The organism is Methyloceanibacter sp. wino2 (genome assembly GCF_003071365.1).
GTDB lineage: Bacteria > Pseudomonadota > Alphaproteobacteria > Rhizobiales > Methyloligellaceae > Methyloceanibacter.
The window spans coordinates 884,152-905,422 of the sequence record NZ_CP028960.1 but is presented as its reverse complement, the minus strand read 5'-3'; the positions used below and the strand labels follow the sequence as shown (position 1 = coordinate 905,422).

Genomic DNA, 21,271 nt, shown 5'->3' with positions numbered 1-21,271 from the left:
AACTCAGTGCTACGAGGGATCCAAGGCTAAAGCATGTAAGCTTAGGCGAAGCGGTCACTTGGGCCTTCCCGCGATCCGGCAATCCGAGATGATTTCCATTAGACTGTTTGCCCGCTGTCACCCAAGGAATCCAAAAAGGGTATAATGAACAGCACTCCGACATCTGAAGCCGTTCGGCTGAATCACGGTTGCGCTTGCATTACTCTGGATCGTGAGGCTCTCGGCCGCGCGCTCGACGCAGAGGCCGAAGAGTCTGGGTTCAGCCAGCGGCTCATGACTGCGCAGCCCCACGCCTTTTCCGATGTCCCTGTTTTCCTCTCAGGCGACGAGTTCGCAAAAATGGAGCAGGTGGTAGAGGCGATTGAGCAGGTGAGTGGCCTAGAACGGTACAGGCAAGCGGTTTTAGCGTGGGCTCCTGACATCGCTCGCCGAGATTTCGGTCCAGCCGGAGCGCTAATGGGCTACGATTTCCATCTCGGCGAAGACGGCCCAAGCCTTATCGAGATCAACACCAACGCTGGAGGCGCGTTTTTAAATGCGGCGCTGGGCCGAGCGCAGATGGCGTGTTGTGGAAACGCTATTGAATATTCGGGGGAGCATTACAGCTTCGAAGATCTTGCCTTCAACATGTTCCTGGCGGAATGGGGCCGACAGGGCAGAACGGGGAAGCCGAGAACTATCGCGATTGTCGACGACGTTCCCGAACAACAGTTTCTTTTCCCCGAGTTTACTCTGGCGCGCGAAGCGCTAAAGCAGAGGGGGATTCCCAGTGTCATTGCTGATGCGCGGCGTCTTCACTACGGAGGCAAGAGGCTCACCTTTGAAGGAGAAGAGATTGATCTTGTCTACAATCGTCTTACAGACTTCGCGTTGGAGTGGCCTGAGCATCAAGCGCTGAGGCAGGCATATGAAGATGGCGCGGTTACGCTCACTCCAAATCCTCATAACCACGCCCTCTTGGCCGACAAGCGCAATATGTCCGTGCTTTCGGATTCAGATAGGTTGGAGAGCTGGGGAGGCGCTGGGGAAAGGCTTGCTCGGTTGCAGGCTGTGCCGCCCACGGTTCTGGTGACGTCTGAAAATGCTTCCGACCTCTGGGAGCGACGCAAGACATTGTTCTTTAAGCCTAGCAGCGGCCACGGCAGTAAGGCCGTCTATCGCGGTGACAAGCTTACGAAGCGAGTCTGGTCAGAGATCCTAAAGGATCAATACGTGGCGCAGCATCTAGTTCGGCCGAGTGAGCGCCTTGTCATGGTCGATAGAGCACCTGAAGTGCGCAAGATCGATGTGAGACTTTACACGTACCAATCGCGTACGCTGATCGGTGCTGCGCGAGTTTACCAAGGGCAGACTACAAACCTCTCCACTCCTGGAGGAGGATTCGCACCTTTGTTTATTGTTTAGCGGCCAAGATGTCAGCCTTGGCTTCTAGCGGGCTTAGCTGCCCACTCATCGTTGCACCGACACGTTACGACTTTCAGCCCCGCGGAAATCTGCTAGAGTAGAAGTGCCTTCAATGCCCCCAAGGCTGGAAGGCATCAACTGGAGGGCGCCTTTGCTTTAGCAAGGCGCCCTTGCTTCATCAATGTTCTGACTCAAAGCGAACATGGGCAGCCTTCGGCGGCAGCTCGCCCGGTGCTTCAATCGATAATGTCGCGCTTCTGAAGGCATTCCTCGCGGTTGATCTCTCCGCGAGCATAGCGTTCTTCCAGCACCTTAATGGTCGGAGAACGCTGATCTAGCGATCCTTGATTATCAGCAAGTGGTCGAGAGCGGACGAACCACACCGCGACCGCAATGATTACAGCAAGGACTATAAGCCAGAATATGAATCCGAAGCCCATGTCACTGCCATCCATCATCTAGCCGTGGTCATAACCCCAGACTCATTGATCGGTATCAATCAAGAGTTACAGGCGCAGGGTGGTCATATTGGGAATTCCGCTCTTGACCCCAAGTGGACATATATTTACGGCGACCGTTTTCGGTCGAGAACCCTTGGGCCGGTCGCCAAATACGCGTCGACCGCGTTTCGGCTAGAAGGGCGCTTGTTGGCGCCGTGTGTCTAGAGCAAGATCTCCGTCGCGGTGACGAAAGGAGGCAGACTCTCAGTGAGTTCAAGCACGCGTCCCAGGTTCTCGACTACTCTGCAGCGATGCTTGCGCCGGTCTGGCGCATATCTACTTCTCTCAGCTGCCTCTCACGAATCGCGATGTAATCACGTGTGAAGGGAACGGCGTCTAGACGTTTAGCAAGTTGGATCTGGAAGACCATTAGTCCGCCGTGCCTAAACCCACATGTTGCCGACGTATCGGGAATATTGGAGATAACCATGTTTGATCACTCCGCGCATGTGCCCGAAAGGACTGCCGCAAACGAGCGAGCGCTCAAAATTTCGGGTTGGCTTACGGGCGTATACTTCCTGATTGAATTGGGCATAGGGCTGTACACGGGCTCCGTGGCAGTCACCTCCGACGCTTTTCACACGTTCTCTGCCGTCGGCGGTGTGGTGCTGGCCTTCGTAGCCATGAGGATAGCGCGCCGGCCAGTTAGCCTCGATCGGACCTTCGGGAGCTTCCGCGCTGAGATAATCGGTGCCCTATTGAATGGTGTCTTCCTCGCCGGCATGGCTGTGCTGGTGCTCGTCATGGGAGCGATGCGGCTAAGGCATCCAATTGAGCTCCCAACGACACCACTGTTGGTAGCTGCCGGCGGTGGTCTGCTGACAGAGATAATATCGATACGGCTACTCTACAGCGGTCAAAAGGGCGACCTCAATCTTAGGGGCGCGTTCTGGCACGTTATGCAAACCTTCATTGGGAGCATATTGATCCTCATTACCGCTGCCGTGATCTACGTCACCGGGTTCGTCGCCATTGATCCCATTCTGGGCATGGCCTTCGGCCTCGTGTTGCTGGCTGCATCATGGGGCATCATGCGCGATGCGTTGTCGATTCTAATGGAGGGAGCGCCGAGGTCTATTGACCTCAACGAAGTAGCTGTCGCCCTCGGCACGCTCCCGGATGTCCAAACCATCCATCATATGCATGCATGGAGTCTTTCATCCGATAAGAACGTATTCTCAGCGCATATCGGAACCGACAAGTTCGACCAAGCAGACACACTTTTAGAACAGGCGCATCGCGTGTTGCGTGATCAATTTGGCTTCTACTTCTCGACCTTGCAGGTCGAGACGAAGTGTCTGGATGAGGACCATGCAAGGGAGGTAGATATCTCAACCCTTCTAAGAAGATAACCATGCGGGCAGCAACTGGCGTTGGCGCCTTCGCACATGCACAAGGTGGAACAAAGGATCTAACGTTGTCGGGAGGAGGGTGCGATGTTATTGCGGCAATTTTGGCATTATCGCTCGTGGTGGCGACGTTCCTATTGCATTTCTTCGTTCTGCGTTGGCTCTCTGGGAGTATGGCTCGCATTCCAATGACGGCAGGGGTTCGCATCATGGTCATCGTCTTGGTGGCGCTCGCGGCGCATCTTGGCGAGATAAGTTTGTATGCAGGTGCTTATGCACTCGGTGATAGGGTGCTGACCGTAGGTAGCTTGGGCGGCGTAAGGATCGCCGAGCCGCTCGACTATTTCTATTTCTCTATCGTGAGTTACACGTCCCTCGGTATCGGCGATGCATTTCCCAACGACCATCTCCGCTTCATCACTGGTGTCGAAGCCCTGAACGGGCTGTTGCTGATCACCTGGTCCGCTACCTCGCCATGGGACGCCTATGGCCATGGCAGCCTTGCGCTGAGTCCAGTGGTCAAGGGGATCTGTAAGCAACAAAAGGATGAATCACATGCATGCGAGAGACATCATGACGCCAGACGTTGTCACAGTAGATCCGGAAACGGATTTGGCGTCCATTGCAAAGATCCTGATTAGACACCGAATCAGCGCGGTGATCGTTGCGGATGAGCATGATCACGTTTTGGGTATCGTAAGTGAAAGTGATCTTATGCGGAGCGCAAAACGGGATCCTGGGCGTGGTTGGTGGCTTTCTCTCGTTGCAGATCGAGGGGCGAAATTCGTGCACAGAGAGGGGGTCCGCGCAAAGGACATCATGACCCAAGACGTAATCTGTACGACCAAAGACGCGTCTCTGTCAGAGATCGCCCGTCTCCTCGAGTCTAACCACGTAAAACGCGTACCCGTTCTCGAAGGGGGGCAAATTGCGGGCGTCGTTAGCCGGGCAGATGTACTGCAAGGTCTGGCGGCCCTCCGTGGTCGGGAGGAAGAGCCGACGATCGAAGATCTGAACATTCGTATGGGAATCGTGGAGTTGGTGAAGCGGCGGGGGGGCGTGTCAATGCAATCGGTGAATGTAGTTGTACTCAGTGCGGAGGTGTTTCTTTGGGGAATTGTGGAGGACGATGAGGATAGGGTCGCTGTCGGTGATGCGGCCGAGGCGCTTGTAGGAAGCGGTAAAGTGCACAATTTTCTGAGTACGCTTCCCGAAGTGGCGCGGGGACTGCGTAAAATTTGAGGCGTGGCACCCGCAACTGAAATGTAGAGCAATCCAAGTGGAGATGGCGCAACTTTGTGGCATCTCGTGCGTTATGGACCCGTCAACTACGTGAGCACCCCCCCCCCCCCCCCCCCCCCCCATCCGGAGAAATTTGGACATGAGCTACCTACGTTTCGGCGCGATGATCGCCACATCGACGATTATCATGTTTGTCCTGATGTATTTAAACACCTTTGCCTTTGAGCACATATTTTTTAGCGAAACGCGCACCTATATGGCGCTTCTTATGGGAGCGACGATGGCGGTAATCATGCTCGGCTTCATGCTGAGCATGTACGAGAACAAGAGCCTCAATGCAGCGATCTTCGTCGGGGCCGCAATTGCTTTTGTACTTTCTCTCTACCTAGTCCGAAGCCAGGTTACCGTTGATGAGGTGTCTTATATGAGGGCCATGATCCCACATCATTCAATTGCGATCATGACCAGCGAACGCGCGGATCTTAGAGATCCTCGAGCTCGCAAGCTGGCTGACGAAATCATCGAGGCGCAAAGGCGGGAGATCGCCGAAATGCGCTATCTCATTCGTGAACTTGAGAAAAAGGATGACTAAGCCATGATCACACGAGCGTTTCTCACGGGAATGACTGTGGTCGTCCTAGCGCTCTCTGGGTGCGCGGAAAATGAGCACCCCGGGAATGACCGAGGTGCCGATAGGGCCAAAGATAAGCCAGTTGCCGATGTCGTGTCGGCGGAAGAGGCCGTGCGGCTCGCCGATGTTTCCTCGACATATCCGCAGACAATGCCTGAAGAGGAGTACGCTAAAGTGGTAAGCGGACCAACCTGCCGCTTTAGCTATACCCGAGTGGGTGATCCCGTTCTAGTGGTAGAGACTAGTGGTGCGGACACCAGCCAATCACCGGCCGTTATGAAGCTCCACGGAAAGCTTTTTAAGCTGCAAGCCAAACGCAGCACCGGCACTACTCGAGCAAACGGCGAAGGAATTGCGGCCGCGGTGACGCCAGATGGAGAGGGCGAGGAACTGCGCAACGCCGAGCTGCGGTTTCGGATACAAGGCGCTGGGGAGATCGGCTACTGGGGCTATTACGCGTGCAGTTGAGGGCGGCAAAGCTAAGTCCTAACTCACGCGTCTCCCGAGTCTATTCAGTCGGCGCGCTGGTCTTTTGCTCAACTACTGTCGCTGCCAGCGGCTTGGGCACAAACCACTTGTAGACGGCGGGAATCACCAAGAGCGTCAGCACCGTGGAACTCACGAGCCCACCGACCACCACCGTGGCAAGCGGAGCCTGCACCTCGCTTCCGGCGCCTGTGGCGTAGAGTAGGGGGATTAGTCCGAGCGCCGTCGTCAGCGCGGTCATCAGCACCGGCCGCAAGCGCATGCAGGCCCCTTGCACGCTCGCCTCGTCCACGGACTTCCCTTCGGCCACGAGCCAGTTAAGATAGGTGACGAGCACCATGCCGTTCTCCAGCGCGATGCCGAACAGGGCGATGAAGCCGACGGACGCGGGCACGGAGAGGTTGAGATCGGCGAGCCACAGCGCCACCACGCCGCCGACCAGCGCCAGCGGGATGTTGAGCATGATCAGCAGCGAGGCGCGCAGCGAGCCGAAGTTCATGAACAGCAGCAGGAACACGAGCCCCAGCGTGATCGGCACCACGATGGCGAGCCGGCGGTTCGCTTCTTGCTGGAGCTCGAACTGGCCGCCCCACTCCACGAGATAGCCGGACGGCAGGTCGACGGTCTCGGCGATGCGCGCCTGGCCTTCCGCGACGAACGAGCCGATGTCACGGCCGCGCACGTTGGTTTGGACGGTGATGAAGCGCTGGGTGTTCTCCCGCGTGATCTGCCGCGGACCGACGATCTCCGTCACCTCGGCCACTTGGCGCAAGGGGATCAGCAATCCGGGCGGCGTGCGGATGACGAGCTCGCGGATAGCCTCGGGCGTGGTGCGCGCGCCTTCGTCGTAGCGCACGAGGATGTCGAAGCGCCGCACGCCCTCGAAGACCTGTCCGGCCGTCTCGCCGCCGATGGCCGTGCGCACCGCCGATTGAACGTCCTCGATATTGAGGCCGTAGCGGGAGATCTGCCCGCGATCGACGCGGATCTGCAGTTGCGGCGTGCCGGTGACCTGGTCTTTCTGCACGTCCGCGGCGCCCGGAATGTCCCGCACGACCCGCTCGATCTCGCCGGCCTTCGTGAGCAGCACGTCCTGGTCCTCGCCGAACAGCTTGATGGCGAGCTCGGCCTTGGTGCCGGTGAGGAGCTCGTCGACGGCGGCGGCGATCGGCTGCGTGAAGTTGAACTTCGCACCGGGGAAGTCCTCGAAGGCTTCGCTCATCGCCGCGAACAGTTCCTCGGGCGTGCGGTCGCTCGGCCACTCCTCTTGCGGCTTGAGCCCGACGAAGGCTTCCGCGTTGTTCACGGGGTCCGCATGCGCGCCGACCTCGCCGCGCCCGACCCGCGACACCACCCGCTCCACCTCGGGGAACCGGTCCAGCAATTGCTGCTCGAAGCGCGTGACCGTCTCGCGTGCCTCCTCGAGCGCGATGGAAGGCGCCATGGTCACGCGGACCAGGAGATCGCCCTCGTTCAGCCGCGGGACGAACTCGGAGCCGAGCCGCGGAAAAATGACGAGCCCCACCGCGAGAATGCCGACGGCAAGCGCGATGGCGAGCACGCGGGCACGCACGAACAGTTCGATCAGCGGCTGGTAAGCGCCGATCATGCCGTTCACCAGCCGGTCCGCGAGCCGCACCTTGCCGCGCGCCTCGGGGTCCGGGCGCTTCATCAGCATCTCGGACAGGACGGGCGCCACGAAGATGGCGAAGACGAGCGAGCCCAGCATCGCGAGCGAGACGGTGAAGGCGAGCGGCCGGAAGGTCTTGCCTTCATAGCCCTGCAGCGTGAACAGCGGCAGAAAGACCACGATGATGATCACGATGGCGAAGGCAATCGGGCGCACCACCTCTGCGCAAGCCCGCGCCACGATCTGGTGCTTGGAGAGCGCCGTATGCTTCTCCTTGAGATAGCGGTCGACGTTCTCGACGATGACGATGGCGCCATCGACCATGATGCCGATGGCGATGGCGATGCCGCCGAGCGACATCAGGTTGGCCGACAAGTCCGTGACCCGCATGAGGATGAAGGCGACGCAGATGGAGAAGGGGATGGCGAAGGCGACGACCAGGCTCGGTCTCAACCCGCCCATGAAGGCGAGGAGCACGAGAACCACGAGGATGACGCCTTGCGCCAAGGCCCCGTTCACCGTCTCGACGCTGCGCAGCACGAGCTTGGACTGGTCGTAATAGGGCACGACGCGCACGCCTTCGGGGAGCGCCTCGTTGATCTTCTCCAGACGCGCCTTCACGTCGGCGATGACCTTCGACGTGTTCGTGCCGATCAGCTTGAGAACGAGCCCGGCGACGATCTCGCCGTCGCCGTCCTTGGTCGCCAGGCCCTGGCGGACCTCGCCGCCGATCTTCACGGCGCCCACGTCGCGGACCTTCACTGGCACCCCGTCGACCACTTTCAGGATCGTGTCCTCGATATCGGCGATGCCGCCCGCGAGGCCGATCGAGCGCACGAGATACTGCTCGGAATTCTTGACGATGTACTGCGCGCCGGCGTTGCCGTTATTGGCCTTCACCGCGTCGACCACGTCGCCGATGCCGAGCCGGTAGCGGAGCAGGGCCTGCGGATCGACCTGAACCTGGAACTGCTTGACCTCGCCTCCCAGCGACAAGACCTCGGTGACGCCCGGGACGGTCTGCAGGTTGAACTTGATGATCCAGTCCTGGATCTCGCGCATCTCCTCGGGCGTGCGTCCGCCCGTGGTATCCTCGACGTAGTAGAACAGGATCTGCCCGAGGCCGGTGGTGATGGGTCCCATCTCCGGCTCGCCGAAACCGTCGGGGATCTCCTCGCGCGCCGTCTGCAAGCGTTCCCCCACGAGCTGGCGCGCGAAATAGATGTCCGTGGAGTCCTCGAAATAGACGTTCACTACGGACAGGCCGAAATTCGAGACGGAGCGGATGGTCTTCAGTCCGGGAAGACCGTTCATGGCGACTTCGATGGGATAGGTGACGTAGCGTTCGACCTCCTCGGGCGCGAGCCCCTCGGTCTCGGTGAAGACCTGCACGAGCGTCGGCGATACGTCCGGGAAGGCGTCCACGGGAAGATTGCGGTAGCTCTGGAAGCCCGCCACCAGAACGCCCACGGCGAGAATGCAGATCAGCAGGCGCTGTCGCAGGATGGCTTCGAGGAAGGTATGCATCGAACGCGCGGCGCTAGTGGTTGTGACCGTCGTCGAAGCCCGACTTGGCGAGCTGCGACTTGACGACGAAGGCGCCGTCGGTGACGACCGTGTCGCCGGTGCTGAGCCCCGCCAGCACCTCGACATAGTCGTGGTTGCGCCGCCCGAGGGTGACCGATTGCGGCTTCAGCTTCCCGTCCTTGTGTTTGACGAACACGACGTCCTGTCCTTCATGCGTTTGCAGGGCCGAGGCCGGGACGCGCACATTCGCGGGCTCTTCGACGACCGCGATGTCGGCGGTGACGAACATGCCGGGCCGGAGCCGCATCGGCGTGTTTTCGAGAACGACACGGGCATTGGCGGTGCGCGTTTCCTCGGAAACGTTGGGCGTCACGAAGGCGATGGTTCCCTCGGCCTCGAATCCTCCGTCCGTCAGGATGGTCACACTTTGCCCCGCCCGGACCTGTTCAAGATCGTGGGCGTAGATGCTGATATCGACCCAGACGGTGGAAACGTCGGCGATGACGAAGGCCTCACGATCGGTCGGCACGGACTCGCCGCGGGTCAGATGCCGGGTGACCACGGTGCCGCTGAGCGGCGCATGCATGACATATTCCGTGAGGTCCGAGGCGCCTTCCTCGGAAATCTCCTTCAGGCGATCTTCGCCAATGCCGAGAGCGAACAGCTTCTGCCGCGCGTTGCGAAGGTTGATGCGCGCTTCGGCGTATTCGGTCTTGACTTCGAGGTGGATCTTCTCCGAGACGATCCGCTTCTCGATCAGCGCTTCGGCGCGTGAGAAGTTCTCCTTGGTCAGGGCCAGCCGTTCGAGGCTCGCGAGATAGGCCGCCTTGGCGTCGGCCAGCTCCCGGCTTTCCAAGACGGCGAGCGCTTGTCCTTCGGTGACACGGTCGCCTTCCGCGGCGTTGATCGTCTGGGCGATGCCCGGCACGCGCGGCACCACATGCGCGAGCCTGTTCTCGTCATAGACGACTTCGGCAGGACGCTTGATCGTCACCGCGATGGGACCGCCCGCGACGGGAGCCGTGCGGACTTGGAACGTCTCCATTTGGTCGGGGGTCAGATCGACGCCGCCGTGGTCGTCGTGGTCGGAATGCTCTCCTTCGTGGTCGTGACCTTCGTGTCCCTCATCATCCTCGTTACCTTCGTTCTTTTCATGATTCTCGTGATCGTGGCCCTCATGGTCATCGTGATTCTCATGCCCCTCATGATCGTCGGTCGCGGAATCGTCCGGGGCCTCTCGATGGCCTTCTTTGGTCTCCTCGTCGTGGGCATGGTCATGATCGTGGTCATGATCCGCAGCGCCTGCCTCAGCGTCCTCGGCGGGGGCGCGGTCTTTGACCGATCCTGTCTCTTCGACCGGATCGCTCCCCGCTTCGTGATCGTCATGATCGTGATCCGCGTGGTCCTCGCGGGCCGCGGCAGACGAGAGGGAATATGAAGCCCAGATACCAGGGATGACAGTAACACTGGCGATAACTAGAGCAGTACCGCAAAGCCCGCGCGCTAGCTTGCTTGAGCTCCTTTTCATTGGTCGATTTCCTGGTTGCTATTGCTGCGCTGGGAAAGTCGCACAACTCCGGCCTGCGCTTCTTTTGACTCCGGTTGTAAGGCTAGGGCGCTGCGGTAGTCTCTCAGCGCGCTATCAATATCGCCTAGTTTTTCGTAGGCGGTGGCCCGTTGTATCAGAGCCAGGACCGTGGGTTTGAAATTGATGCCGCGCGTGAGGTCGTTGATCGCTGCACGATAGTTGCCGTCCGACAGCGCGATCTCACCTCTACCGTAGTAACAGAGCGGCATGTCAACACGTAGGTCGAGGCCCTTTTCGAAATCAGCCAGGGCTTTCTCAGGTTCCATTTTCCGCAGATAGCTAAGGCCCCGATTGCAATAAGCGTATCCGAGATCAGGTCTTATTTTGATTGCCTCAGTAAGGTCGACGATCGCCTCATCGTATTGGAGTGCCGCCACACGGGCCGAGCCTCTGTTGTACCACCCCTCAAAGCGCTCTGGAGCAAGTGCGATGACGCGGGAGTAGTCACTAAGGCCCGCATCAAATTCACCGAGCCTCACGTAAGTGCTACCGCGGTTGAGATAAGCCTGGGCATGCTCGGGGTCGATCCCAATCAGTTCGCTAAAGTCGGCTATTGCTTGAATGGGCTTTCCCGCCTTGAGGCACGAAAAAGCGCGAGTAGCGAGCTGATCTGCACGCCTCGTTTCTGTCAAAGACGAGTCAATAGGGGCGACGTCGCATTGTGGCGTTGCCAGTGCCGGCAACGGAGCCGTCATACCAATAAGGATCAGTGAAAGGAATCTTTTGCGCATGGTTCAATGCACCTTTGCTGCGGACAAGATATGCAGCAGGACTCGAACTGGAATTGCCGATTCTGGGCGAAAGTCGAGCACCAATAAGGTGCACGACTCACCCAAGATCCCACTGCTGTTTAAGCAGACAGCGTCTGCACGGGGGCAGCCGTTGAATCAGGCGATTGCGCGTGGTGGTTTTAGAAGAGAAAAGGCAACGTAGAGTGCATAACCAGGGGCGGCCGCGAATCCGAACCTACCACTCTTCAGCCCTTGCCGCAGGTCATTCTGAGGCACCGCATGCACGGCGGGCGCGCAGCAATGGGCGTCTAGACAGACACTGAGGCCGTGGCTCGGGCTTTCCCTTTCGGTTTCAAGCCCAGAAGGATCGCTGTGCGTGAACGAGCTAACCAGCCTGACCTCCGCGGGACTGGCGTGCTCATGAGGCACGCCAAAATCGCTCGAAACGGTGTGAACGACTGAATTCGCATGCCCGACCGCGCCTCCGAACATAAGTGCGGTGGCCAAAAAAAGCCGGACCAGTCGTAAAAAAAAGCGGCTCATCGATGAAACCAGCCTCGGCGGGCAAGGAATGTCAAGCCACATTGCCGAAAATGACAGAGAAATCTGGCAATTCGTGACGAGCCCGACCAGGAAGATGTTTCGACCGACCAACTAACGATGCGCGCGATTATTCACGTGCCCCCTGGTTGAAGGCTTCGAGCGCCGCTTTCAGCTTGCTTTCGGCGTCGATGAGGAAGGTGGCGGAGATCACGACCTCCTCGCCTTCCTCCAAGCCGTCGATCACTTCTATAAAGCCGCTGCCGATGCGCCCAATGCTGACCTCGCGCGGCTCGAACCGGTCTTCACCCTTGGCGATGAGAACGATCTTGCGCGTGCCGCTGTCGATGACGGCGTTGGAAGGCACCGCCATGACGTCGGGAGCATCGGCGTCGGGACGGAGCACCACGTCGGCATACATGCCGGGCTTCATCGACCCGTCGGGATTCGGCAGCTCGATGCGGACCGAGACGGTTCGCGTCTCCATCGTTCGCATGTGGGGATAGATGAAGGTCACTTTGCCTTCGTGCGGGTCGTTGGGGAAGGCGCGGAGCGTTACCGTGACGGGCGTGCCGACCTTGACGTCGGCGATGTCAGCCTCGGCCACTTCGGCAATGACCCAAACATGCGAGTTGTCGGCGATGCGGAACAACTCCTCGCCCGCCTCCACAAACTGGCCCTTGAGCACGTTTTTCTCGATTACGTGGCCCGAGGCGGGCGCCGGCCAATCGAGCGTTCTCACATTCTCCTTGGTCTCGATCACCTCGTCGATCCGTTCTTGCGGTACGTCGAGGTTACGCAACTTTTGAATGGCGCCTCTGACGTCCCGGTTGAAGCCGGTGCGGCCTTGCGTGCGCAACGAGACCAGGAGGTCGACTTGGGCCAGCTGAATTTGCGGACTGTAGAACCGGAACATCGGATCGCTCGTCTTTACGTGCGCCCCGGCCTTATTGACAAACAGATCCTCGATGTAGCCGTCGGAGCGAACCGTCACGACCCAAAGTGTCGATTCGTCGTGCTCGACCGTGCCAACGCCGCGTACCTCACGGGATAACGCTTTGAGGCCGACCGTCTCGGTCTTGACGCCGCTTCGTTGAATCTTGGCCAGGCTCACCTTCACGGTGTCACTGTCATCGACCTCGTCGGCGTAGACGGGGATGTAGTCCATGCCCATGGAGTCCTTCTTCGGCACCGGCGAGGTGTCCGGCAGACCCATGGGGTTGCGGTAATAGAGAATCTTCCGTTCGCCGTTCTCGCCTTCGCTCATCTCGTCGTGAGCGGCGGGCTCGGTCGCGGCATGTATCGGCATCGGCTCGTCCCGATGCGCGTACCAATAAGTGCCCGCCGCCCCGGCGACAATGCCGGCGGCCAGCAAGGCCAAACTACTTAGACGCTTCATAGCGCGCGTCTCCAAATCCGAGAGTGACGGGCCTTCGCAGTACAAAGGGCTCGCGCGTGCAGCTCGCCAGGCACGAGCTTGTGCGTGGCGGCGACACGACTTCGTTCAAGGATCTAGACGCGGGGTGGCGGGAGAGCCGGGTGGTCCAGCGTGGACCGGAAGCTCGTAACCAAGTTCGCGAGTTTCGGCGCTGCTTTGGGCGGCGTGGCAAGATCCATCGCCGCGACTTGAGCGGCGGAGAGCACGGTGCATTTAAGGAGGCACGCGCTGGATTCGCCGCAGCCGTTCTTAGGTTGCTTTTCGCAGTGTTTGGACTCGGCACAGCAATTCGTGTGCGCCGCCATATCGGACGCATCGGGCATGCCGGCCGCCACTCCAGCCGCCACGGCTGAGGGCATTGCGACGGCCGAGACCGGCAGGGCGGCCAGCGACAACGCCACGACGGCATCGACTATGATGCGCAAACTCCTCATGCTGCAGTTGGCGTAACCGCCGACCGTATGCTGGTCAAGTGAACTCGCTGTGAGCCCTTGACGCCCGCTTTTGACCCAGAACTGACGCACCGCCTCCCAGTACTCCCAAGTCGTGGTCGCGCTGATTAGCGCAAATCCCCCGGCAGGCGGTCGAGAGCTTCGTACAGGCGAGGCCACTGTTTAATAATTACTGAGTGGCGTAGATCGATGTGGTGCCGTCCTTCTTCACAGCATAAACCTTGATTGGTCCCTCCTTTGGACCTTCCATTCCGGGAACGCCGCTTGGCATGCCGGGAATGCTGAGACCAATGGTGTCCCGTGGCTTTTCAGCCAGAAACCTCTTTATGATTTCGCTGGTCAGGTGCCCCTCAAAAACGTAGCCGTTCAGCTTGATAAGATGGCAACCTTGAAAGCCCTCGGGCACACCGGCATCAAGGCTCATCTCAGCCAAGTTGTTCACTGACGTTATATCCAGCTCGAAGCCGCTTTTGCGCAGGTAGTCTGCGTGGGCCTCACAGCACGTGCACTGCTGTTGCTTGTAGAATGTCCCTTCTAAAGTCTGCGCAAAGGCTGAGTCGGTGACGAAGGCAAACACCAACGCGGCAATTATTCTCATGGCGTGTTTCATCCGGATACTCCTTACAATGCAGATGGCAAAGGCAAGCGTGCCAAGTGTAACCCCATTGAGGGGCGAGACTTCGGTCGCACTCGCCCTGTCCTTCTCAGCGAAAGAACAGGTACTTGACTAAGGCCGCAATAACGAGCACGGCGATGGTACCGATGATCAGCCACCAAATTCCCATACCCCACATCATTCCGTTATTCATCATCTCGCTCATGATTCAATCCTCCTAGGACTGCTGTAGAGGCTGCACTCTTTGATAATTCAGACTAATACACGCGGCGAAGATCCCTGACGCAACGCTGGTGGCCATCATCTTTGCCATATGCCCAAGCGTTCGATTATACCCGGCGCTTGAGCATCGGTCTTTGTGGGATCGGCCAGGCCTATCGGATAAGGCCCGGCCGACCCTTTCTATCGAAGTCTAACGGTTAGAGCTTTTCGTTTGGGTCCCTTGCTTCTGACCCGGACACTCGACCGCGGAACCACACTTTCCCAAGTTGTGATAGGCGTTGTGGTGCGCGGTGGCGACGTCCGACGATAGACTTACAGCGACAAACGCTACTCCAGTCAGGACGACTGCTAGTGATCGATACATTTTTCCACTCCTTTGGGCATCGATGGTTGTTCGACCGCCGCATGAACGACGGAACGCCCCCAAAAGGCGGGGGTCCCATGACTAGGCAGGCCCACTCCAGGGACTGCTCAGACGAAGTGGAAAAAGCGAGGAGGTGGTGTAGGAGCGCGGATCACCGCGCTTCTGAACCGCGAACCTTCAGTTGATTTGAGGGAGGTAGTTTTAGAGGCGGCTTCTTCCGTCCAGGTCAACGGCAAAGCCATGGGCGAGCAGGGACTATTGCAAACGACCGGCACAACACAAGGCTTGCTACAGCCATCGCAATGGTCGCACTCGCCAGCCCCAAGATTGGTAGCCGTGATCAAGTCGACAGCACCGACAATAGGTTGAGCGTGGCTCAAGCCCGCCACTGCGTGCGAACTTACGGTGAGGAAGATGGCGAAAGCGAGCCGACTGACGAACGTGACCATCTCATCAGAATGATCTCTCTGCCAAAAACATCAAGGGTCTCGTGATCAAATATTTGGCACTGGCATCCGACCCCAGTGTCGTCGTCGCTTGCACTTGCTTATGACACTTCAGCGCAGTTGCAGTCGGTAAGCCGCCACTTAACTTTGCCCGGCTAGAGCATCGAAGATGGGGCACGATTTTTGATCGCCGGGCTTACACGCCTCGGCCAGACTTTTTAGTGCTCTCTCCAACCGCTTTAGGTTGGCGATTTTGCCCTGCACCTGATCCACGTGCCGAAGAGTCAACTCCCTTGCAGCGCAATCCTGATTTCGCCCTGAGAGACTGATCAATGTGCAAATGTCGTCCAACGAAAAGCCGAGTTCACGGCTGCGACGAATGAAGGTCAGGCGTCGAGTATGATGCCGGTCGTACATGCGAAGCCCACCCCGAGTGCGGGGCGGAGCATCAAGCAGCCCCACGCGTTCGTAGTATCTAATCGTCTCGATGTTAATGGTCGAACGAAAAAAGGTAGAACTGGGGAGCGATTGCCTTCTTATTGGACACAACGTTGCACGCTGTCGTAAAGGTCATACTCCACCGTGAAGGATGTCATCATCACCCACTAGCCGATCATCACCACTTTGACCGTTCAGCGTTTCGTGTGAGCCGGCCCGAGTGGCTGGTTGCCATTCCTGAACGACCAATAAGCGAGAAGGCGCTTTGCTACCGGAGAGCCAGCCTGATCTATGTACGGCAGTCACATACGAATGCCGTACATCAACGCCCCGCTAGCCCCAACTGGCGGGGCGTCCTTTTGCATGCATTAGCCTGCGCTGAGCAACGGCCTGGCAGTGCCTCGGGACCATCCGCCTGCCAAGCAGGAACTGGCGAATTGACGAAGTTGGAATCTACTGATAATCATTTGCAAGACGGTTCCTCTATGAGGATGAAAAGGGAATGTGGAGAAGTTGGCATAATGCCAGCTAAGTCCGCAGCTGCCCCCGCAACTGTGAGCGGCAAGCCGAGCGCCAACATGTCACTGGGGGAAACCCGGGAAGACGGCGTCTAGGCAGCGACCCGCGAGCCAGGAGACCTGCCGTCACAGGTGCCTGATCGGCGTCGTGCGAGCGGGGTGCTCGCAGGCGAAGAAGGGAAGCGCTAGTTCGCGTTCCATCCGTGAAGGCTTCGCGCCGCAGGCGCACATGGATGGAAATCCTATCGTGAAGTCGATCACGGCCATTTGTCTCGTCACAACTTTATTCGCAAGTCCGTTTCTTATCGCTAACGGTTCATGGGCCGATCAGCAGCATCATCCACATGTCCGTCTTCCAGACGGGATAGGTGAGCTGCCGCCGGGGATCCCGGAGCCCTCGATTGCAACGAGTCTGCCAGGATATGGAGATCCTCGAAGTGTACGCAATGTCCTTGCCCGGCAGGGAGTTTCTTACGGCATCGACTACACCAGCGACGTGCTAGGCAACGTCTCAGGAGGAATGGAGCAAAGCGTACATTACGCAGGACTTCTCGAGGGATACCTCGATGCCGATCTTGAGAACCTCACCGGTGCACGAGGGTTGAGTTTCCATATAGATTTCTATCAAATTCACGGCACCAGCATCACTGCTGAAAACATCGGCAGCATCGTCAGCGTTAGCAACATAGAGGCATTCCCTTCCACGCGTCTGCATGAGCTTTGGCTTGAACAGGCTTTCTATGACGGGCACGCCTCTATCCGTCTCGGCCAGCTGGGTGCCGACAGTGAATTTCTCATTTCGGAGGTGGCTGCGAGATTCATCGCCTCTACCTTTGGCTGGACGACTCTCAGCTCCGACAACCTTCCTTTTTGGCGGTCCCATCTATCCGTTTGCATCACCAGGGGTGCGCGTCGCTGTTGAAGTTCAGGACCTATTCCAACTGAAATTTGGGATTTATGATAGTGATCCAGCCGGTCCCTGCGCCGAGGAACGTGATCCCGGGCAGTGTAACGCGCACGGCTTCGATTTTCGCCTTAACGATCCCCCCTTGTTGCTCTTCGAGGCCGACTATTCCTACGGCAACGGCAGCTGCCCGTCCGGCACGGTCAAACTTGGCGGCTGGTACGATTTTGGCGAGTTCGATGATCCAATACACCCGCTCGCGCAGGGGCTTTCTGCGTCTCGCCATGAAGGAAACCAAGCCGTCTATGTGGTAGTCGATCAGGTGCTCTATCAACCAGAAGGCCAATGCGGCACAGGAGGTGTATCGGCCTTCGCCCGAGCGATCCTTAGCCCGGCTGACCGCAATCAGGTCGACACTTATGCTGATGTTGGCATTGTCTTCGACGGATGGGTGCCCGGGCGCCCTCATGACGGCATCGCTCTAGGCGTCGCGTATTCCGGTATTTCGAACGAAGCCTCCGATCTCGACCGCAAGGCGGGGCTGCATATCATTCGCGATTATGAACTAATCCTCGAGTTGAACTACATTGCAGAGATCGTATCTGGCTGGGCGATACAGCCAGTGGTGCAATACATCCATAATCCCGGAGGCTCGGTGCCCAATCTATTCAACGATACACCCAACCAAAAAGTCGAGAATGCGTTGGTCGTTGGGATGAGGAGCATCATCAATTACTGATCCCAGGAATAGCGTGACGAGTAGAAACTCATGTGAAATCGGGCGGCGATTCAAAATCGCGAAACAGGCTAGAAAAGAGCGCGTCAATGCGGAGAACATGTTCGGCACCGGGTATTAGATCTCCTTGCACAACAACATCTCTTTCGGGGGCGCCGACGTCGGCCTTTGTGACGATGAAGGCCGGGTGGTAGGGCGCCAGGATAAAAAAAAGGGTGACGTGATCCTGCACCAAGGCAAAGTCTGAGCTTATAGCGCGAATTGCCGTCCTCGAGAGACCAACCCAACCAGATGTAGGCACAGGGTAACTAAACCTTCGTGTGCGTGACGCCAGAAATCGGTTGAGGTCCTCTACTGCCTGGTCACTATCCTAAAAATGAATTTTGTTCATATATTAAGTTGAAAACCCTTCATTATGCGCAGCACTCGAACCCTAATATCGTTGCCTGTGGATTTGAGGGGAGCAGTTTCGCGTGAGATGAGGCGCGCCCCAAGGTCGATCAGAGCCGGGGGGCAGTAAATGGAACTCCGTGTCACGGCGGCGCATTCCGCGTCGCGTTCGTCCAGGAAACTCAGCGAAGTTAGAGAGCGGCTGCTCGCCTTGGCGGCCTCTGCGGCGCTCATTGCCCTATCGGGTGAAATAGTTCATGCACAGGAGACCGGGAAAACAACCGGAGAGGGCGGCCTAGAATCGGGCGTGACCGGCAACGGCGCCCCCGCCGCCACGGGCGGCAGCCCCGATCCTGGAGCCGACACCCAGGTCCCTCCGGTGATCGTCGAGCAGGATCCCGACATTGAGGCCGCGCCCGCCGTGGTCGAGGCGGAGCCCGACCCTGAGCCGAGGCCGCGGCCCCGCCCCGCGCCGCGCACCACCGCGAGCGCTCCCGTGAGCGCGCCCGCCGCCACGGCCGACGGCGGCTACGCCTCCCAGGACGCGATCGAGGAGGCGATCTTCGATCTCCCCGTGGACGGCAGCACGCTGAACCGCGGCTCGTCGGGCGTCGACGGCTATTACGCCGCGGGCACCTCGTCCGCGACCAAGACGAATACGCTGATCATGAACATCCCGGGCTCGGTCTCGATCATCCCCGAGGAGCTCGCCGAGGATCAGGCCGCCAACACGCTCGGCCAGGCGCTGCTCTACGTTCCGGGCATCGCCGTGCAGCAGGGCGAGGGGCATCGCGATCAGCTGACCTTCCGCGGCCAGGAAACCACCGCGGACTTTTTCGTCGACGGCGTGCGCGACGACATCGAGACGTTCCGCGATCTCTACAACGTCCAGACCATCGAGGTGCTCAAAGGCCCGAACGCCATGATCTTCGGCCGCGGCGGCGGCGGTGGCGTGATCAACCGCGTCACCAAGCGCGCCGACGGCGTTCCGATCTACGAGGGCACGGTGCAGGTCGGCAGCTGGGGCCGCGCGCGCGGGACGGCAGACGTCGGCCAGGCGATCTCGCCCAACGCCGCGTTCCGCCTGAATGCCATGTACGAGGACTCGGAGACGTTCCGGGAATTCTCGTGGCTCGAGCGCTACGGCATCAATCCGACCATGGGCTTCAAGCTCGGCGAGCGGACCACGCTGCATTTCAGCTACGAGTACAAGACCCACGACCAGAACATCGACCGCGGCGGTCCGTCGATCGACGGCAGGCCGTTTCAGGCTCCCCTCGAGACGTATTTCGGCCAGCCCTTCGCGAGCTTGACCACGTTCGACGGGCACGTGGCCACGGCGACGCTCGAGCACGAGACCACGGGCGGCCTGCAGATCCGCAACCACACCTTCTTCGCGGACTACGACAAGCTCTACCAGAACATTTTCGCATCTTCGGCGGTGAACGCGCCGGGGCCGGGTCTGGTGGAGCTCGACGGCTATCAAAATATCGAAGCCCGCCAGAACTTCGTCAATCAGACGGACTTCTCCTATTCGTTCGCGCACGGGCAGCACCTCCGCCACACGCTGGTGGGCGGCCTGGAGTTCGGCGTGCAAAAGAACGATGCGTTCCGCAATCTGCCGGTCTTCGTGGCGCCGGGTTCCGGCATCTTCACCCTCGACGTGCCGGTGGCCGATCCGACGGTCTTCACCAGGACCCTGTACAACCGGCCGAACCGGCGCCGTTTCACCGACCTCGATACGTCGAGCGCCTTCATCCAGGATCAGTTCGAGATCACGCGCTATTTCGAGCTGATCGGCGGCATCCGCTTCGACCGCTTCGACGTCAGCTTCGAGGATACGCTGAACGGCTTCCAGACCTCGCGCGTCGACGACGAGTGGTCGCCCCGCGTCGGCGGCGTCGTCAAGCCGTGGGAGAGCCTGCATTTCTATGCGAGCTACGCCAAGTCGTTCCTGCCGGCGAATGGCGACAATTTCGGCGAACTCAGCGTCACGGCGTCGGATCTGGAGCCGGAGACGTTCGAGAACTACGAGACGGGCTTCAAGTGGACGATCATGCCGCGCCTGCTGTTGCAGGGCGCGATCTACCGCCTGGACCGCGACAACCAGGCGGTGACCATCGGTCCCGACACCTTCGCGCGCGGCCTGACCCGGACGCGGGGCAAGGAGATCGAGATCAGCGGCTACGTCACCGACAAGTGGCAGGTGTTCGGCGGCTATGCCCACACGGACTCCGAGATCCTCTTCGCCGGCGACGATCTCTCCCTGGTCGGCAACTCGGTGGAGTCCGTCCCGGTCGACACCTTCTCGATGTGGAACAAGTACCAGCTCACCAAGAAATGGGGCGTGGGCCTCGGCGTCATCTACCAGGCGGGCTGGTTCGCCGAGGCGAACAACGCGGTTAAGGTGCCGAGCTACACGCGGTTCGACAGTGCCGTCTATTACGACATCAACGAGCACTGGTCCGCGCAGCTCAATGTCGAGAACATGTTCGACACCGAGTACTGGATCTCCTCGCACAACAACAACAACATCTCCTACGGGGCGCCGACCTCGGCCTTCGTGACCATGAAGGCGAAGTGGTAGGATCTAGAAACCGCTAGAGGTCCACTCTGACCCGTCCGCTCGCTGTGATCAGGAGGGCCGTGGACGCCCCCGCCCATCCTTCGCTGTCGCAGTGGTGAAGTCTTGATTCGGCCTTGAATTCCCTCTAACTTTCGTAGGTTAGTTAGGGGCCTACTTCGTCTATAAATCTCATGCATAGAGCACGCAAGTTCGCCATTTTCGCGTTGGTGGCACTCCTTCTTCCGGCTTCAGCCGTGGGAGCGTCGCTAGTCTGGTGTGTGGGCCTCAACGGGCACAACGCTATCGAAAGCGCGGCGTCCAGCCATCATCATGAGACGTCCAGGTTTTCTTCTCAGGTGCGTGAGCTTTGCGTGGAAGGCGGACGCTGCCTAAATTATGATGTATTGCAGCTCGCTGAAGTTCCAAAGAAATTGGCTTCGCTTGCATCGCCATCGAAGAATCCGACTGCCTCAGCGATCATTTCGCATAATTATTTTGATGGCTCCGAATCTCCCTTGGAAGTGGTCCGCACTTGGACTGGTGTTGTCGCCAG

Annotated in this window: 18 protein-coding genes and 1 riboswitch; of the genes, 10 read left to right on the top strand and 8 right to left on the bottom strand. The window is 59.0% G+C overall.

Going from position 1 to position 21,271, the window contains the following annotated elements; all coding sequences use genetic code 11:
* Nucleotides 1–144 precede the first annotated feature (144 nt).
* Nucleotides 145–1,404 carry a hypothetical protein gene (locus DCY11_RS04155; protein WP_045365620.1) on the top strand — a complete coding sequence of 420 codons (1,260 nt, stop codon included), beginning with the start codon at nucleotides 145–147 and terminating at the stop codon, nucleotides 1,402–1,404.
* A gap of 236 nt (nucleotides 1,405–1,640) precedes the next feature.
* Here DCY11_RS04155 and DCY11_RS04150 read toward each other — a convergent pair whose 3' ends face one another.
* A complete protein-coding gene (locus tag DCY11_RS04150; RefSeq protein ID WP_159079788.1) occupies nucleotides 1,641–1,844 on the bottom strand; it encodes an SHOCT domain-containing protein in 204 nt (67 codons plus the stop codon).
* 488 nt (nucleotides 1,845–2,332) lie between these two features.
* On the opposite strand from DCY11_RS04150, the gene DCY11_RS04140 reads away from it, so the two are divergent.
* The 5 genes from DCY11_RS04140 (at nucleotide 2,333) to DCY11_RS04120 (ending at nucleotide 5,594) form a co-directional block, all read left to right on the top strand.
* Complete coding sequence (locus DCY11_RS04140) at nucleotides 2,333–3,256, top strand: cation diffusion facilitator family transporter (RefSeq protein ID WP_045365629.1); 924 nt, start codon at nucleotides 2,333–2,335, stop codon at nucleotides 3,254–3,256.
* Nucleotides 3,257–3,258: 2 nt separating this feature from the next.
* Nucleotides 3,259–3,894 carry an ion channel gene (locus DCY11_RS04135; protein ID WP_082025508.1) on the top strand — a complete coding sequence of 212 codons (636 nt, stop codon included), beginning with the start codon at nucleotides 3,259–3,261 and terminating at the stop codon, nucleotides 3,892–3,894.
* Nucleotides 3,827–4,495 (top strand): CBS domain-containing protein, encoded by a 669-nt coding sequence (locus DCY11_RS04130; protein ID WP_159079787.1) that lies wholly within the window; start codon nucleotides 3,827–3,829, stop codon nucleotides 4,493–4,495. Before DCY11_RS04135 ends, DCY11_RS04130 begins: the two co-directional genes overlap by 68 nt.
* Nucleotides 4,496–4,634: 139 nt before the next feature.
* Complete coding sequence (locus tag DCY11_RS04125) at nucleotides 4,635–5,087, top strand: DUF305 domain-containing protein (protein ID WP_197539063.1); 453 nt, start codon at nucleotides 4,635–4,637, stop codon at nucleotides 5,085–5,087.
* 3 nt (nucleotides 5,088–5,090) lie between these two features.
* Nucleotides 5,091–5,594: a DUF6692 family protein gene (locus tag DCY11_RS04120; RefSeq protein WP_052464168.1), complete on the top strand. Its 504-nt coding sequence runs from the start codon at nucleotides 5,091–5,093 to the stop codon at nucleotides 5,592–5,594.
* 40 nt (nucleotides 5,595–5,634) lie between these two features.
* Here the strand turns inward: DCY11_RS04120 and DCY11_RS04115 are convergent, their stop codons facing one another.
* Complete coding sequence (locus DCY11_RS04115) at nucleotides 5,635–8,769, bottom strand: efflux RND transporter permease subunit (protein ID WP_045365635.1); 3,135 nt, start codon at nucleotides 8,767–8,769, stop codon at nucleotides 5,635–5,637.
* Nucleotides 8,770–8,782: 13 nt separating this feature from the next.
* Nucleotides 8,783–9,814 (bottom strand): efflux RND transporter periplasmic adaptor subunit, encoded by a 1,032-nt coding sequence (locus tag DCY11_RS04110; RefSeq protein ID WP_052464169.1) that lies wholly within the window; start codon nucleotides 9,812–9,814, stop codon nucleotides 8,783–8,785.
* Here DCY11_RS04110 and DCY11_RS16080 point away from each other — a divergent pair.
* Nucleotides 9,800–10,207, top strand: coding sequence for a hypothetical protein (locus DCY11_RS16080; RefSeq protein WP_156137408.1), 408 nt, complete (start codon nucleotides 9,800–9,802; stop codon nucleotides 10,205–10,207). The genes DCY11_RS04110 and DCY11_RS16080 overlap by 15 nt on opposite strands.
* Nucleotides 10,208–10,293: 86 nt before the next feature.
* On the opposite strand, the gene DCY11_RS04105 is transcribed toward DCY11_RS16080, so the two are convergent.
* The 5 genes from DCY11_RS04105 to DCY11_RS04085 form a co-directional block, all read right to left on the bottom strand.
* Complete coding sequence (locus tag DCY11_RS04105) at nucleotides 10,294–11,088, bottom strand: tetratricopeptide repeat protein (RefSeq protein WP_045365641.1); 795 nt, start codon at nucleotides 11,086–11,088, stop codon at nucleotides 10,294–10,296.
* Between the two features lie 670 nt (nucleotides 11,089–11,758).
* Nucleotides 11,759–13,027: an efflux RND transporter periplasmic adaptor subunit gene (locus DCY11_RS04100; RefSeq protein ID WP_082025511.1), complete on the bottom strand. Its 1,269-nt coding sequence runs from the start codon at nucleotides 13,025–13,027 to the stop codon at nucleotides 11,759–11,761.
* Between the two features lie 113 nt (nucleotides 13,028–13,140).
* The gene (locus DCY11_RS15420) at nucleotides 13,141–13,500 is read right to left on the bottom strand and encodes a hypothetical protein (protein ID WP_159079786.1); all 360 of its coding nucleotides are present in this window, start codon (nucleotides 13,498–13,500) and stop codon (nucleotides 13,141–13,143) included.
* Between the two features lie 187 nt (nucleotides 13,501–13,687).
* On the bottom strand, nucleotides 13,688–14,128 hold the full coding sequence (locus tag DCY11_RS04090) for a DUF411 domain-containing protein (RefSeq protein WP_045365647.1): 441 nt from the start codon (nucleotides 14,126–14,128) through the stop codon (nucleotides 13,688–13,690).
* Nucleotides 14,129–15,307: 1,179 nt separating this feature from the next.
* On the bottom strand, nucleotides 15,308–15,628 hold the full coding sequence (locus DCY11_RS04085; protein WP_244462692.1) for a MerR family DNA-binding protein: 321 nt from the start codon (nucleotides 15,626–15,628) through the stop codon (nucleotides 15,308–15,310).
* Nucleotides 15,629–16,062: 434 nt separating this feature from the next.
* Nucleotides 16,063–16,265: riboswitch (cobalamin riboswitch) on the top strand.
* A gap of 104 nt (nucleotides 16,266–16,369) precedes the next feature.
* On the opposite strand from DCY11_RS04085, the gene DCY11_RS16030 reads away from it, so the two are divergent.
* From DCY11_RS16030 to DCY11_RS04060, 3 genes are all read left to right on the top strand, one after another.
* Complete coding sequence (locus DCY11_RS16030; protein WP_159079785.1) at nucleotides 16,370–17,044, top strand: carbohydrate porin; 675 nt, start codon at nucleotides 16,370–16,372, stop codon at nucleotides 17,042–17,044.
* Complete coding sequence (locus DCY11_RS04075) at nucleotides 17,028–17,765, top strand: carbohydrate porin (RefSeq protein ID WP_159079784.1); 738 nt, start codon at nucleotides 17,028–17,030, stop codon at nucleotides 17,763–17,765. The genes DCY11_RS16030 and DCY11_RS04075 overlap by 17 nt, the downstream gene beginning before the upstream one ends.
* 517 nt (nucleotides 17,766–18,282) lie before the next feature.
* The gene (locus DCY11_RS04060) at nucleotides 18,283–20,739 is read left to right on the top strand and encodes a TonB-dependent siderophore receptor (protein WP_082025513.1); all 2,457 of its coding nucleotides are present in this window, start codon (nucleotides 18,283–18,285) and stop codon (nucleotides 20,737–20,739) included.
* Nucleotides 20,740–21,271: the final 532 nt, after the last annotated feature.

Bases quoted from the DNA above. Each gene is read 5' to 3' on its own strand.
- DCY11_RS04110 (WP_052464169.1), bottom strand. From the start codon at position 9,814: ATGGAGACGTTCCAAGTCCGCACGGCTCCCGTCGCGGGCGGTCCCATC.
- DCY11_RS04155 (WP_045365620.1), top strand. From the start codon at position 145: ATGAACAGCACTCCGACATCTGAAGCCGTTCGGCTGAATCACGGTTGC.
- DCY11_RS04130 (WP_159079787.1), top strand. From the start codon at position 3,827: ATGACGCCAGACGTTGTCACAGTAGATCCGGAAACGGATTTGGCGTCC.
- DCY11_RS04100 (WP_082025511.1), bottom strand. From the start codon at position 13,027: ATGAAGCGTCTAAGTAGTTTGGCCTTGCTGGCCGCCGGCATTGTCGCC.
- DCY11_RS04090 (WP_045365647.1), bottom strand. From the start codon at position 14,128: ATGAAACACGCCATGAGAATAATTGCCGCGTTGGTGTTTGCCTTCGTC.
- DCY11_RS15420 (WP_159079786.1), bottom strand. From the start codon at position 13,500: ATGAGGAGTTTGCGCATCATAGTCGATGCCGTCGTGGCGTTGTCGCTG.
- DCY11_RS04120 (WP_052464168.1), top strand. From the start codon at position 5,091: ATGATCACACGAGCGTTTCTCACGGGAATGACTGTGGTCGTCCTAGCG.
- DCY11_RS04125 (WP_197539063.1), top strand. From the start codon at position 4,635: ATGAGCTACCTACGTTTCGGCGCGATGATCGCCACATCGACGATTATC.
- DCY11_RS04140 (WP_045365629.1), top strand. From the start codon at position 2,333: ATGTTTGATCACTCCGCGCATGTGCCCGAAAGGACTGCCGCAAACGAG.
- DCY11_RS04150 (WP_159079788.1), bottom strand. From the start codon at position 1,844: ATGGGCTTCGGATTCATATTCTGGCTTATAGTCCTTGCTGTAATCATT.
- DCY11_RS04060 (WP_082025513.1), top strand. From the start codon at position 18,283: ATGGAACTCCGTGTCACGGCGGCGCATTCCGCGTCGCGTTCGTCCAGG.
- DCY11_RS04105 (WP_045365641.1), bottom strand. From the start codon at position 11,088: ATGCGCAAAAGATTCCTTTCACTGATCCTTATTGGTATGACGGCTCCG.
- DCY11_RS04135 (WP_082025508.1), top strand. From the start codon at position 3,259: ATGCGGGCAGCAACTGGCGTTGGCGCCTTCGCACATGCACAAGGTGGA.
- DCY11_RS04115 (WP_045365635.1), bottom strand. From the start codon at position 8,769: ATGCATACCTTCCTCGAAGCCATCCTGCGACAGCGCCTGCTGATCTGC.